The organism is Microbacterium sp. CFBP 8801 (genome assembly GCF_014839455.1).
Lineage (GTDB): Bacteria > Actinomycetota > Actinomycetes > Actinomycetales > Microbacteriaceae > Microbacterium.
Genome location: NZ_JACYNU010000003.1, coordinates 172,097 through 185,753, shown reverse-complemented (window position 1 = coordinate 185,753; position 13,657 = coordinate 172,097). Strand labels below are relative to the sequence as shown.

Annotated in this window: 12 protein-coding genes; 3 read left to right on the top strand and 9 right to left on the bottom strand. The window is 71.0% G+C overall.

Going from position 1 to position 13,657, the window contains the following annotated elements; genetic code table 11:
- Positions 1–23: 23 nt before the first annotated feature.
- From IFR11_RS05570 to IFR11_RS05550, 5 genes are all read right to left on the bottom strand, one after another.
- The gene (locus tag IFR11_RS05570) at positions 24–1,280 is read right to left on the bottom strand and encodes an alpha-hydroxy acid oxidase (RefSeq protein WP_055940792.1); all 1,257 of its coding nucleotides are present in this window, start codon (positions 1,278–1,280) and stop codon (positions 24–26) included.
- A 66-nt stretch (positions 1,281–1,346) separates the two neighbouring features.
- A complete protein-coding gene (locus IFR11_RS05565; protein WP_191915500.1) occupies positions 1,347–2,747 on the bottom strand; it encodes a rhamnulokinase in 1,401 nt (466 codons plus the stop codon).
- Complete coding sequence (locus IFR11_RS05560) at positions 2,744–4,780, bottom strand: bifunctional aldolase/short-chain dehydrogenase (protein ID WP_191915499.1); 2,037 nt, start codon at positions 4,778–4,780, stop codon at positions 2,744–2,746. The genes IFR11_RS05565 and IFR11_RS05560 overlap by 4 nt, the downstream gene beginning before the upstream one ends.
- Positions 4,781–4,878: 98 nt before the next feature.
- Positions 4,879–6,045 carry an L-rhamnose isomerase gene (rhaI, locus tag IFR11_RS05555; protein ID WP_191915498.1) on the bottom strand — a complete coding sequence of 389 codons (1,167 nt, stop codon included), beginning with the start codon at positions 6,043–6,045 and terminating at the stop codon, positions 4,879–4,881.
- Complete coding sequence (locus tag IFR11_RS05550; RefSeq protein ID WP_055832865.1) at positions 6,042–6,404, bottom strand: L-rhamnose mutarotase; 363 nt, start codon at positions 6,402–6,404, stop codon at positions 6,042–6,044. The genes rhaI and IFR11_RS05550 overlap by 4 nt, the downstream gene beginning before the upstream one ends.
- 84 nt (positions 6,405–6,488) lie before the next feature.
- Between IFR11_RS05550 and IFR11_RS05545 the strand changes: the two genes are divergently transcribed.
- The 3 genes from IFR11_RS05545 to IFR11_RS05535 all read left to right on the top strand — a co-directional run bounded on the left by IFR11_RS05545 (position 6,489) and on the right by IFR11_RS05535 (position 8,788).
- Complete coding sequence (locus tag IFR11_RS05545; protein WP_191915497.1) at positions 6,489–7,487, top strand: LacI family DNA-binding transcriptional regulator; 999 nt, start codon at positions 6,489–6,491, stop codon at positions 7,485–7,487.
- Between the two features lie 151 nt (positions 7,488–7,638).
- Positions 7,639–7,797: a hypothetical protein gene (locus tag IFR11_RS05540; protein ID WP_191915496.1), complete on the top strand. Its 159-nt coding sequence runs from the start codon at positions 7,639–7,641 to the stop codon at positions 7,795–7,797.
- Between the two features lie 4 nt (positions 7,798–7,801).
- Positions 7,802–8,788 carry an aldo/keto reductase gene (locus IFR11_RS05535; protein ID WP_191915495.1) on the top strand — a complete coding sequence of 329 codons (987 nt, stop codon included), beginning with the start codon at positions 7,802–7,804 and terminating at the stop codon, positions 8,786–8,788.
- Between the two features lie 141 nt (positions 8,789–8,929).
- Here IFR11_RS05535 and rhaS read toward each other — a convergent pair whose 3' ends face one another.
- The 4 genes from rhaS to IFR11_RS05515 are packed head-to-tail and all read right to left on the bottom strand — an operon-like array spanning position 8,930 to position 13,643.
- On the bottom strand, positions 8,930–9,970 hold the full coding sequence (rhaS, locus tag IFR11_RS05530) for a rhamnose ABC transporter substrate-binding protein (RefSeq protein ID WP_055832862.1): 1,041 nt from the start codon (positions 9,968–9,970) through the stop codon (positions 8,930–8,932).
- Between the two features lie 48 nt (positions 9,971–10,018).
- Complete coding sequence (locus IFR11_RS05525; RefSeq protein ID WP_070409162.1) at positions 10,019–11,083, bottom strand: ABC transporter permease; 1,065 nt, start codon at positions 11,081–11,083, stop codon at positions 10,019–10,021.
- Positions 11,080–12,114 carry an ABC transporter permease gene (locus IFR11_RS05520; protein WP_070409161.1) on the bottom strand — a complete coding sequence of 345 codons (1,035 nt, stop codon included), beginning with the start codon at positions 12,112–12,114 and terminating at the stop codon, positions 11,080–11,082. Before IFR11_RS05520 ends, IFR11_RS05525 begins: the two co-directional genes overlap by 4 nt.
- Entirely contained in the window at positions 12,111–13,643 is a 1,533-nt protein-coding gene (locus IFR11_RS05515) for a sugar ABC transporter ATP-binding protein (protein ID WP_191915494.1), read from the bottom strand. The genes IFR11_RS05520 and IFR11_RS05515 overlap by 4 nt, the downstream gene beginning before the upstream one ends.
- Between the last annotated feature and the right edge of the window lie 14 nt (positions 13,644–13,657).

Sequence of the window (13,657 nt, the reverse complement as noted above, 5' to 3'; positions counted from 1 at the left end):
GGCCCGCGGGTCGCGCCCGCGGATCACACCCGCGCGTCGGTCCCCTGACCGGCGACGGGCACCAGGCGCGTGAGCTGCGTGACGTGACGCGGCTCGAGCTCGTCGAGCGACGAGACGCCGAGCAGCGTCATCGTGCGCTCGATCTCGCTGCGCAGGATCTCGATCGTGCGATCGACGCCCTGGCGCCCCCCGGCCATGAGGCCGTACAGGTACGCGCGCCCGATGAGCGTGAACTTCGCGCCCAGGGCGATGGATGCCACGATGTCGGCGCCGTTCATGATGCCGGTGTCGACCATGACCGTGGCGTCCTTGCCCACCTCGCGCACCACCTGCGGCAGCAGGCGGAAGGGGATGGGCGCGCGGTCGAGCTGGCGTCCACCGTGGTTCGACAGCACGATGCCGTCGACGCCCAGGTCGACCAGGCGGGCGGCGTCGGTGACGTTCTGCACGCCCTTGACCACGAGCTTGCCCGGCCACATGGCGCGGATGATGTCGAGGTCGTCGTAGCTGATGGTCGGGTCCATGGCCGCGTTCAGCAGCTCGCCGACGGTGCCGCCGGTGGTGCTGAGCGAGGCGAACTCCAGCTTGGGGGTGGTCAGGAAGTCGACCCACCACCACGGCCGCGGAATGGCGTTGACGATCGTGCCCACCGTCAGCTGCGGGGGGATCGAGAACCCGTTGCGCTTGTCGCGCAGGCGGGCGCCGGCGATCGGGGTGTCGACGGTGAACTGCAGCGTGTCGAAGCCCGCCGCCGCGGCCCGCTCGACGAGGCCGTACGAGATGGCGCGGTCTTTCATGACGTACAGCTGGAACCAGTTACGCCCGACGGGGTTGGCCGCTTTGACACCCTCGATCGAGGTCGTGCCGAGCGTCGACAGGGTGAAGGGGATGCCGGCCGCCGCCGCCGCGGACGCACCGGCCGTCTCGCCCTCGGTCTGCATGAGACGTGTGAAGCCGGTGGGGGCGATGCCGAACGGCAGAGCGGACGGGCCGCCGAGGATCTGGCACGAGGTGTCGACGTGCGCGGCCGGGCGCAGGATGTCGGGGTGGAACTCCACGTCTTCGAAGGCGCGGCGCGCGCGGTCGAGCGAGAGCTCGCCCTCGGCCGCCCCATCGGTGTAGTCGAAGGCCGCCTTGGGCGTGCGCCGCTTGGCGATCGAGCGCAGGTCGTCGATCGTCAGCGCCGCGTCGAGACGCCGTTTGCGCGCATCGAGCTCGGGCTTCTTGAACTGCATGAGCTCGAGGAGCTCGCCGACCTTCGGCAGCTGACGCTGAACCATGGGAATGCTCTCCTTCGTGTGGTCTGACCACATACTAGGGCCAACCGGACGTCGCCGGGAGGGGGGTCAGGAACGCGGATCGAAACGCCGCGGCGGGAACGCCTCGGCCACCCGCGCACGCAGGTCTTCGAGCGAGGCGCGGCGGCCGAAGACACCGAGCGCTCGGGCCTGCACGAGCACGTTGCCGAGGGCGGTCGCCTCGACCGGCCCCGCCAGCACGACGCGTCCCGAGCGGTCGGCCGTGGCCTGGCAGAGCAGGGCGTTCATGGCCCCGCCCCCGACCAGGTGCACGACATCGATGCGCCGATCGGCGAGCTCTCCCGCGGTGCGCAGGGCCGCCGCGAAGGCCTCGGCGATGCTCTCGACGATCGCCCGCGCGAAGGCCGGTCGCCCCTCGATGCCCGGGACCTCGCCGCCGAGCAGGGCCGCGATGCGCGTCGGCATATCGCCGGGGGCGGCCAACGACGGGTCGTTCGCGTCGAACAGGTGCGGGGGCTCCGGGGCCGCCGCCGCGGCCTCCAGCAGCGACGGCAGATCGACGGGGGCACCGTCGGCCTCCGACCACGCGCGCACCGTCTCGCTCAGCAGCCAGAGTCCGGTGACGTTGTGCAGGAACCGCACGCGCCCGTCGACCCCGCCCTCGTTGGTGAAGTTCGCCGCGCGGGCGGCATCCGTCACGATCGGGGCGTCGAGCTCCAGGCCCACCAGGCCCCACGTGCCGCACGAGATGTAGGCCGCGTTCGGGCTCGACAGCGGCACCGCCACGATGGCCGAGGCCGTGTCGTGCGACCCGACGGCGATCACGGGCCGCGCGCCCAGGTCGTCGGAGGTCGTGCCGATCGTGTCGCCCGGATCGACGAGCGGCGGCAGCACGCGCACCGGGATGCCGAGAGCCTCGGCGAGCGCGGTGTCCCACTCCCCCGTGTGCACGTCGAGCAGTCCCGTGGTCGAGGCGTTCGTGCGCTCGGCGACGGCGCGCCCGGTCAGCCGATGGGCGAGCAGGTCGGGGACGAGCAGGCTCGTCTCGGCCTCGGCGAGACGCGCGTCGGCGGCGTACTGGTACACGGTGTTGAACGGCAGGAACTGCAGGCCGGCGCGGCGGTACAGCTCGTCGAACGGCACCGTGGCGTGCACGAGGTCGACGCCGCGCGCCGTGCGCTCGTCGCGGTAGTGAAACGGCTCGGCGAGCAGTTCGCCGTCGCGGAGCAGCCCGTAGTCGACCGCCCACGAATCGATGCCGATGCTCTCGATCGCGGGTTCACGGCGCAGCGCCTCGGCGAGCCCCGCGCGCACGTGCTCCCAGAGCGCGTCGATGTCCCAGTGCCAGCCGTCGGCGCGCGGCACCGGACCGTTGGCGAAGCGGGCGACCTGCTCGAGTGCGAGAGTGCCCTCGCCGACGCGGCCGATCATCACGCGGCCGCTGGTGGCGCCGAGGTCGACGGCCGCGACCGCGCGGGTACGGCTCATCGCAGGAACGCCGCGGCGACGCCGGAGTCGACCGGAACGTGCAGTCCGGTCGTGCGCGTGAGCTCGGGACCGGTGAGCACGTACACCGCGTCGGCGACGTTCTCGGGGACGACCTCGCGCTTGAGGATCGTGCGGTTGGCGTAGAACTGCCCGAGGTCCTTCTCGTCGACGCCGTAGGTCGCGGCGCGGTTGGCGCCCCAGCCCGCGGCGAAGATGCCGGAGCCGCGCACGACGCCGTCGGGGTTGATGCCGTTGACGCGCACGCCGTACTCGCCGAGCTCGACCGCGAGCAGGCGCACCTGGTGCGCCTGGTCGGCCTTCGTGGCCGAGTAGGCGATGTTGTTGGGGCCGGCGAACACGGAGTTCTTCGACGAGATGTAGATGACGTCGCCGCCCATCCCCTGAGCGATCAGGGCTCTCGCCGCCGCCTTCGACACGAGGAACGAGCCCTTCGCCATGACGTCGTGCTGCAGATCCCAGTCCTTCTCGGTGGTCTCCAGCAGCGGCTTCGACAGCGACAGCCCGGCGTTGTTGACGACGAGGTCGACACCGCCGAAGGCCAGCACGGTGGCGTCGATCGCGGCCTGCACGCCCTCGGCATCCGCCACGTTCGCCGCCACGCCGATGGCGACGTCGCTCGATCCGAGCTCCGCGGCGACCGCTCGCGCCTTCTCGAGGTCGAGGTCGGCGACGACGACGCACGCGCCCTCGGCCGCCAGACGGGTCGCGATGGCCTTGCCGATCCCGGATGCCGCACCCGTGACGAACGCGACGCGACCCTGGTGGGTCTTGGGCTTCGGTGCGCGCAGCAGCTTGGCCTCTTCCAGCGCCCAGTACTCGATGCGGAACTTCTCGGCATCCGAGATCGGCGCGTACGTCGAGAGGGCCTCGGCCCCGCGCATGACGTTGATGGCGTTGACGTAGAACTCGCCCGCCACCCGCGCGGTCTGCTTGTTCGCGCCGTACGAGAACATGCCCACGCCCGGCACGAGCACGATGAGCGGGTCGGCGCCGCGGATCGCGGGGCTGTCGGCGTCGGCGTGGGCGTCGTAGTACGCCTGGTAGTCGGCGCGATAGGCGGCGTGCAGCTCGCGCAGACGCGCGATCGAGTCCTCGACGGAGGCACCGGCGGGCACGTCGAGGATCAGCGGCTTGACCTTGGTGCGCAGGAAGTGGTCGGGGCAGCTCGTGCCGAGCGCGGCCAGGGCGGGAGCCTTCTCGGATGCCAGGAACTCGAGCACGACGTCGGCATCGGTGAAGTGGCCGACCATCGGCTTGTCGGTCGAGGCCAGACCGCGGATGGTCGGAGCCAGGGCTGCCGCCTTCGCGCGTCGTTCGGCCTCGGGGAGCGCCGAGAAGCCGTCGCGCACGCCGCCGAACGGCTCGGCGACCCCGTGCTGGTCGATGTAGGCCTGGGCGGTGTCGATGATCCAGAGGCTGTTGCGCTCGGCCTCCTCCGACGTGTCGCCCCAGGCCGTGATGCCGTGCCCGCCGAGGATCGTGCCGATCGCCTGCGGGTTCTTCGCCTTGATGGCCGCGATGTCGAGTCCGAGCTGGAAGCCCGGGCGACGCCACGGCACCCACACGACCGCGTCGCCGAAGATCCGCGTGGTCAGTTCCTCGCCGTCGGCGGCGGTGGCGATCGCGATGCCGGCGTCGGGGTGCAGGTGGTCGACGTGCGCGGCATCCACGAGTCCGTGCATGGCGGTGTCGATCGAGGGCGCGGCCCCGCCCTTGCCGTGCAGGCAGTAGTCGAAGGCGGCGACCATCTCGTCTTCGCGCTCGACGCCGGGGTACACCTCGACGAGCGCACGCATGCGGTCGAGCCGCAGCACGGCCAGCCCCTTCTCGGTCAGGGTGCCGAGGTCGCCCCCCGAGCCCTTGACCCACAGCAGCTCCACCGGCTCACCCGTGACGGGGTCGATGTCGGTGCCCTTGGCGGAGGTGTTGCCGCCGGCGTAGTTGGTGACCTTCGGGTCGGAGCCGAGGCGGTTGCTGCGGGCGACGAGGTCGGCGGCGGTGGAGCGGGTCATGACGGTCCTCACGGGATTCGAAGGGGTGGGCGGCGGCACGAGGGGCCGCGCGAGAAGAAGCGCCGGGGCGACGTGGGCGTCGCCCCCGCGGGGCGGGGTCAGGCGCCCCAGCCGGCCTGGGTTCCGCCCGCGCGCTCGTCGGCGAGGCGGGCGAGGTGGCCCGAGGCGGCGAAGGCCGCCATGGGGTCGGCGGGGAGGCCGCGCGATTCCCGCCACTCGGCGAGCGCCGGGCGCACGTCGGTGTAGAACGCGTCCATGAGCACGGCGTTGGCGCCGAGCACGTCGTTCGCCTGCTGCGCGGCGGCCAGAGCGTCACGGTCGACGAGCAGGGCGCGCGCCGTCATCTCCTGCACGTTGAGTACCGAGCGGATCTGGCCGGGGATCTTGTCCTCGATGTTGTGGCACTGATCGAGCATGAACGCCACGTCGGGGTTGTTCAGGCCCCCGCCGCGGACGACCTCGGTGAGGATGCGGAACAGCTGGAACGGGTCGGCCGATCCGACGATGAGGTCGTCGTCGGCGTAGAAGCGCGAGTTGAAGTCGAACGAGCCGAGCTTTCCGAGGCGCAGCAGCTGCATGACGATGAACTCGATGTTGGTGCCGGGCGCGTGATGCCCGGTGTCGAGGCAGACCATCGCCTTGTCGCCGAGCGACGCCACCTGCGCGTACGACGTTCCCCAGTCGGGGACGTCGGTGTGGTAGAACGACGGCTCGAAGAACTTGTACTCCAGCACCAGGCGCTGGTCGTCGCCGAGGCGGGCGTAGATCTGCTGCAGCGAGTCCTGCAGGCGGTCCTGGCGACCGCGCATGTCGTTCTGCCCGGGGTAGTTGGAGCCCTCGGCGAGCCAGATCTTCAGATCGCGCGAGCCCGTGGCATCCATCACGTCGATGCACGCGAGGTGGTGGTCGATGGCCTTTCGGCGGATGACGTCGTCGTGGTGCGTGAGGGCACCGAACTTGTAGTCCTCGTCCTGGAAGGTGTTCGAGTTGATCGTGCCGAGGCGCACGCCCAGGTCGTCGGCGTGGCGGCGCAGCGCCCCGAAGTCGTCGACCAGGTCCCACGGGATGTGCAGGGCCACGCTCGGCGCGAGGGCGGTGAGGCGGTGGACCTCGGCGGCATCGGCGATCTTCTCGAACGCGTCGCGCGGGGTGCCCGGCGTCGGGAACACGCGGAAGCGGGTGCCGGAGTTGCCGAACGCCCAGGAGGGCAGCTCGATCGCCTGCTGTTCGAGGGCGGAGAGGATCTCGGGGCCGAGAGTGGTCATGACGGGTTCCTTCCCGCGTATGCGAGCTGGTCGGCGAGGTGGAAGACCTCGGTGAGGGCGGTGGCGGCCTGGTCGGGACGACCCTCGAGGCCGAGGAAGAACGGGGCCATCTCGGCCTCCCACGCGGCCGCGATCGGCGAGGCGGCCAGGTACGCCTGGGCGGCCGCGTCGTCGTCGGTCTCGTAGTAGCCGATGAGCCGCCCGTGCTCGCCGAGGAACAGCGAGTAGTTGCGTCGCCCGGCCGCGGCGATCTCGTCGAGCATCTCGGTCGGCACGGGCGTGTGCCGTGCGACGTACTCGTCGATCAGCTCGGGCCGGACGCGGAGTTCGAAGCAGACGCGCGTGGTCTGTGCGGACATGGGGCGGGTTCTCTTCCTCGAGAATGAATCGTTTCATCGCACGATAGCACAGCGGGTGTGCGCGTGCGATATCGTCGTCGGATCATGGCGGTCAAGATCACGGACGTCGCGGCGCGCGCGGGGGTCTCGGTGGGCACCGTGTCGAACGTCCTCAACGGTCGGGCCACGGTGTCGGCCGCCGCCGCCGAGCGCGTGCGCGCGGCCATCGACGCCCTCGGGTACGTGCGCAACGACGCCGCCCGCCAGCTGCGCGCCGGTCGCAGCCGCAGCATCGCGCTCATCGTGCTCGACGCCGGCAACCCCTTCTTCGCCGCCGTCGCCCGCGGCGCCGAAGCCCGCGCCGCCGACGACGGCTACGTCGTGCTGCTCGGCTCCAGCGGCGCCGACCCCGACTACGAGCGTCTCTACCTCGACCAGTTCCGAGAGCAACGGGTGGCCGGGGTGCTGCTCACCCCCGCCGACGCCGACGGCGACGTCGTCGAACGCCTGGCGGCCGCCGGCATCCCCGTCGTGCTCGTCGACGAGCAGATGCACGGCTCCGACGTCTGCGCCGTCTCGGTCGACGACGTCGAGGGCGGCCACCTGGCCGTCGCGCATCTGCTCGCACGGGGACGCCGCCGGATCGCCTTCGTCGCCGGTCCCCTGACCACGCGCCAGGTCGCCGATCGCCTCGCCGGAGCCCGCCGCGCGGTCGCCGAGGTCGACGGCGCCGAGCTCGAGGTGATCGAGGCCGATGCCATGACCGTGCTCGCCGGCCGCGCCGCGGGTGAGCGCATGCGCGAGCGCGCCGACCGCCCTGACGCCGTCTTCGCCGCCAACGACCTGCTCGCCGTCGGCGTGCTGCAGGCCCTCACGATGCTCGGCGACATCCGCGTGCCCGACGACATCGCTCTCGTCGGCTACGACGACATCGACTTCGCCGCCGCCACCGTCGTGCCGCTGACCTCGGTGCGTCAGCCCGCCGAGGCCCTGGGTTCCACGGCCGTCGACCTGCTGCTGCGTCAGCTCGACGGCGAGCTCGACCCCGCCGAGCGCCAGGTGAGGTTCCGTCCCGAGCTGATCGTGCGGGCGTCGAGCGGTTAGTCGCCGGATGCCGCGGCCTTTTCGGCCGCCGGGCCCTCGGTGCCTCCACGCGCGCCCGCCCCTTCGCGGTACCGCGGGCGAGGGAATCGCCGCCGAGGGGTGTACTGACGGGGCGTCCCTGCCCGTCGGGTTCGGGCGTAGCGTCGACCGCATGGACGACAGGGCCGACGGGCGCGGGGTCCGCGTCGCCGAGCCGGAATCGGGCAGTTCCGAGCGGATGCGGCGGCGCGCCGCCTGTCCGTCGACGACCGACGCCGAGTCCCGGGGTGGACTCGCACACGATGCCGCCGCGGCGGCGCGGGAGGAGTGACAGCATGCACACACGGACTCTGGGGCAGGGCCTCGAGGTATCGGCGGTCGGGCTCGGCTGCATGGGGATGTCGCAGTCGTACGGCCCGAACCCCGGCGACCGCGACGAGATGATCGCGGTGCTCCGGTCGGCTCTCGATGCGGGCGTCACCTTCTTCGACACGGCGGAGGTCTACGGCCCCTACGACAACGAAGAGCTGGTCGGCGAGGCACTGGAGCCGATCCGCGATCAGGTCGTCATCGCCACCAAGTTCGGGTGGGACATCCGCGAGGGGGCGATGGCCGGGCTCGACAGCCGCCCCGAGCAGATCCGACGGGTGGCGGACGCCTCGCTCACCCGCCTGCGCACCGACGTGATCGACCTCTTCTACCAGCACCGCGTCGACCCCGACGTCCCGATCGAAGACGTCGCGGGAACGGTCGGCGAACTCGTCGCCGCCGGCAAGGTCCGCCATTTCGGCTTGTCCGAAGCCTCGGCGGCCACCGTCCGCGCCGCCCACGAGACGTTCCCGGTGACGGCGCTGCAGAGCGAGTACTCGCTGTGGACGCGAGACCCCGAGGCCGAGATCCTCCCCACCCTCGCCGAGCTCGGCATCGGGTTCGTGCCCTTCAGCCCGCTGGGCAAGGGCTTCCTCACGGGCACCGTCGACACCTCGACGACGTTCAGCGACGGCGACATCCGTACGCGTGTCCCCCGCTTCGAGGCCGACAACCTCGCCGCGAACCAGGCGCTCGTCGCGCACGTGCGCGAGCTCGCCGCGCGAAAGGACTGCACGCCCGGGCAGATCGCCCTCGCGTGGCTGCTCGCCCAGGGGGCGCACATCGCGCCAATCCCCGGAACGCGCCGCACCGCGCGGATCCACGAGAACGCCCGCTCGAGCGAGATCGCCCTCTCGGCGGACGACAGGGCCGACCTCGACGGCCTGGCCCGTCGCATCGGCGTGCACGGCGACCGCTACAACGCACAGCACATGGGATTCGTGGGCCGCTGAGGGCCAGGGGCGGGCTCGTGCCCGCCGATCCCCGGTGCGACGCGCGCCGCGCTCCTTCCCCGTGGCCGCGCGCGCCACGCCGCGAACGACCGAGGCCCCGACCGCCACGAGGGCGGCCGGGGCCAGGGGCGGGGCTTCGGATCAGAAGTCGAAGTCCGCGATGTTCGCCGAATCGAACACGTACGGGTCGCCCAACAGCACCGTCGCGTCAGCGCCGACGGTGAACTCGCCGAGCTTGCCGGCTTCGAACGTGTCGCCCTCGGCGCCGGTGATCTGCCCGTCGATCAGCGCCTTCGTCGCGAACGCCGAGAGGTAGCCGAGGTCGGCGGGGTTCCACAGCGCGAACGCGGTGATGGTGCCGTCCTGCACGTACTCGCGCAGCTGGTTGGGCGTGCCGAGGCCGGTGAGCGCGACCTTGCCCTTGTACTCCGAGGTCGACAGGTACCGGCCGGCCGCGGCGATGCCCACGGTGGTCGGCGAGACGATGCCCTTGAGGTTCGGGTAGGTCTGGAGCAGCGCTGCGGTGCGGTCGAACGAGGTCTGGTCGTCGTCGTCGCCGTAGACGACGTCGACGAGCTCGATGTTCGGGTGGTTGGCGGCGAGGTCGGTCTTCATCAGCTCGATCCAGGCGTTCTGGTTCGTGGCGTTCGCGGCCGCCGACAGCACGGCCACCTGACCGGAGTCACCGATCTGCTCGGCGATCAGGTCGACCTGCACCTTGGCGATGCCCTCGGCCGTGGCCTGGTTGATGAAGAGGTCGCGGCACTCGGCGTCGGTGTCGGAGTCGAAGGTGACGACCTTCACGCCGGCGCTGCGGGCCTCGTCGAGCGCGTCGCAGATCGCCGAGGGGTCGTTGGCCGAGATGACCAGGCCCCCCACGCCCTGCTGGGCCGCGGTCTGGATGTACTGCACCTGCGAGGTCGGGGTCGCCTCGCTGGGGCCGACCTGTTCGAAGGTGCCGCCGAACTCGCCGATGGCTTCTTCGCCGCCCTTGTTCGAGGTCTCGAAGTACGGGTTGCCGAGGTTCTTCGGCAAGAAGGTGATGGCCAGGTTTCCGCCATCCCCTCCGCCGGTGGATCCTCCGCCGCTGCCGCCGGAGCAGCCGGTGGCGACGAGGGTGACCGCCAGGGCGAGGGCGGCGGCAGCGGTGCCGACGCGGGTCTTGCGAGTGAATGCGAACATCGTTGTTTCCTTCCGTTGTGCAGATGTGTGGCGCGGGTGGTGTGCGGGTCAGACGGTCGACGCCGGAGCGGTCGAGCGCGACCCCTTCCTCTTGCCGAGCGCGGTTGCGCGTCGAGATTGCAGCCAGGCGAGAAAACTGGCGGACACCACCGAGAGCACGAGGAGGGCTCCGGTGATGACGTTGATGATGTCGCTGGTGACTCCGGCCAGGCGCAGGGCGCTGCCCAGGGTGCCGATGAGCAGCACGCCCGCGATCACGCCGTGCAGGGCTCCGCGACCGCCGAAGATCGACACGCCGCCCAGCAGCACCGCCGCGATGATCTGCAGCTCCATTCCCATGGCGTTCTCGCCGCGGGCGTTGCTGTAAAGCAGGGTGAAGTACACCCCCGCGAAGCCCGACACCGCGCCGCTCAGCACGAACAGCAGGAACTTGGTGCGGGCGACGTCGATGCCCGAGAACTGCGCCGCTTCCTTGTTCAGGCCGATCGCGTACAGCGAGCGGCCGAACGGGGTGAGGTGCAGCAGCACCGCGAACACGATGGCGAGCACCGCGAAGGGCACCATGATCAGCGGCAGCGGCGTGCCCGGGATGTTGGCCTTGGCGAGGTCGGTCCACGTCTCGGGGAACTCGGTGACGGCCTCGGTGCCCAAGAGCCCCACCGCGATGCCGCGGAACAGGGCCAGGGTTCCGATCGTCACCGCGAGCGAGGGGAGCCCCACGACGGTGACGAGGAAGCCGTTGATCGCCCCGGCGACGAGGCCCACCACGATCGCGGCGAGGGCGGCGATCTCGAACGGCCAACCGGCCTGGGTGAGCACCCCCACTGTGACGCTCGAGAGTCCGACGATGCTCGCGACCGACAGGTCGATCTCTTCGGTGATGATGATGAGCGTCATCGGCAGGGCGATGAGCAGGATCGGGGCGATGTCACGCAGCAGATACGTGACCGTCAGTGGGCTGTCGAAGTTGCGCACGGTCGCGATCGACACGACGATGACCAGCAGCAGGATGCCGATGATGGCGGCCTCGCGGGTGAGTAGGGCCCGACGCCAGAACGGGCGGGCGTGCGCGCGGTAGGTGCGCGCGCGGTCGTCGACGGTGGTGGAGGTCATCGACCCGTCTCCCTCTGTGCGGTGAGCGTGCGGGACTGGCGGACCGCGAGCACACGGTCGAGCACGATGGCGCCGAGGATGAGCGCACCCACGACGGCCCGCTGCCAGAAATCGTCGATGCCGAGGATCGGCAGCGCACGGTTGATCGTGAGCAGCAGATAGGCGCCGATCGCGGCGCCCCAGACCGTTCCCACGCCGCCCGAGATGGCGACGCCGCCGATCACGGCCGCGCCGATGGCCTGCAGTTCCCAGCCGAAGCCGGCGTTCGAGGCGACGGTGCCGTAGCGCGCGGCGTACAGCACACCCGCGAGGCCCGCCAGGGCACCGCTGGTGACGAAGGCGCCGATGATGCGACGGTTGACCTTGAGTCCGTAGAGGTGGGCGGCCGCCGGGTCGGACCCGAGGGCGTAGAGCTCGCGACCGCTGCGCAGGTTGCGCAGGTACCAGGCGGCGGCGATCAGCACGATCACGGCGAGGATCGTCAGCAGCGGGATGCCGAGGATCTGCCCGGTCCCGAGTCCCCGGAAGTCCGCGGGCAGGTCGCCGGCGTTGACGCGGTTGCTTCCCGCCCAGGCGACGTTGAGGCCGCGGTAGATGTACATCGTGCCGAGCGTGATGACCAGGGCGGGGACCTTGGCGTAGGCGACCAGCGCCCCGTTGACGAATCCGAGGATGCCGCCGACCACGATGCCCGCGAGGAACACCACCACGAGCGGGAGTCCCGGCACGTCGATGAAGAGCCGGCCGGTGAGGTACGCGGTGATACCCACGACGGAGCCGACCGAGAGGTCGACGTTGCGCGTGATGATGACGATCGCCTGGCCGACCGCCACGAGCAGCAGCAGCGAGGGGGTCAGCAGCAGGTCGCGGAAGCCGTCGGGAGAGAAGAGGAAGGTGGGGTTGTTCACCGTCGCGACGACGACGATCAGCACGAGCGCGAGCACGATGCCGCTCTCGCGCGCCGTGGCGACGTGCGAGACGAGTCGTGCCGCGGGGCTCGTGCCCGGACGGATGGGGGTGGCGGTGCTCACGAGGTGGCCTCCACATCGGCGGTCGCGGCGAACATGATGGTTTCGGGGGTGGCATCCGCTCGCGAGAACTCGCCCGTCAGCCGCCCCTCGCGCATGACGAGCACGCGGTCGGCCATTCCGAGGACCTCGGGCAGCTCGCTGGAGATCATGAGGATCGCGAGCCCCTGCTGGGCGAGTTCGGAGAGCAACCTGTGCACCTCCGACTTGGTGCCCACGTCGATGCCGCGGGTCGGCTCGTCGACGATGAGCACGCGCGGCTGGGTGGCGAGCCACTTGCCGATGACGACCTTCTGCTGGTTGCCTCCGCTGAGCGTTCCCGCGGTGGCATCCAGAGCGGCGGTCTTCACCTCGAGCCGGCTCGCCCACTCGCGGGCGGCACGGTTCTCGTCGGTGGTGCGCAGCAGACCCCACCGCGAGAGCTTCGTCCGGATCGCGAGGGTGATGTTGCGCGAGACCCCCTCGTCGAGCACGAGGCCCTGCTTGCGGCGATCCTCGGGGACGAGGGCGAGGCCTCGCGCGGTGGCGAGGCGGACGCTTCCCTTCGGCAGCGCTGCACCGCTCAGCCGCACGGTGCCCGATTCGTAGGTGTCGACGCCGAAGATCGCGCGGGCGACCTCGCTGCGGCCCGCACCGACGAGTCCCGCGAGACCGACGATCTCACCGGCGCGCAGCGAGAACGACACGTCGCGGAACACTCCGCGGCGCGTCAGCCCCTCGACCTCGAGCACGACCTCGCCCGGGGTGGACGGCAGCTTGGGGAACAGCTCGGTGACGTCGCGTCCCACCATCTGGCGCACGAGGTCGTCGACCGTGGTGTCGGCCAACGACGTCGTGTGCACGTACGCGCCGTCGCGCATGACGGTGACGGTGTCGCACAGGGCGAACACCTCGTCGAAGCGGTGCGAGATGAACAGCAGCGCGCGCCCCTCGTCGCGGAGGCTGCGGGCGACCGCGAACAGTCGCTCGACCTCGACGCCGCTGAGGGCGGCGGTGGGCTCGTCCATGATCAGCACGCGGGCGTCGAGCGAGATGGCCTTGGCGATCTCGATGATCTGCTGGTCGGCGATCGAGAGCCCCTCGGTCACCCGGTCGGGATCGAGCGAGACACCGAGACGCGCGAAGATGCGGGTCGCCTCGTCGCGCATCTTCCCCCGGTCGATGCGCCCCAGACGCCCGGTGGGCTGGCGTCCCATGAAGATGTTCTCGGTGACCGACAGGTCGGGGAAGAGCGTGGGCTCCTGGTAGATCACGGCGATGCCGGCGGCCTTGGATTGCGCCGTGCTGGCGAAGTCGACGCTCTCGCCGTCGAGCAGGAAGTCGCCGTCGTCGCGGCGGTACAGCCCCGCGATGATCTTCACGAGCGTGGACTTGCCCGCGCCGTTCTCACCGATCAGGGCGTGGATCGATCCGCGGTCGAGCGTGAGGCTCCCCGACCGCAGAGCAACCACGGGGCCGAACGATTTCATCACGCGCCGGAGCTCGAGGGCGTGGTGGGGCGTGGCGGGTGTCGCGTCCATCGCGTCAGCCATGCGGCCTCCTCATC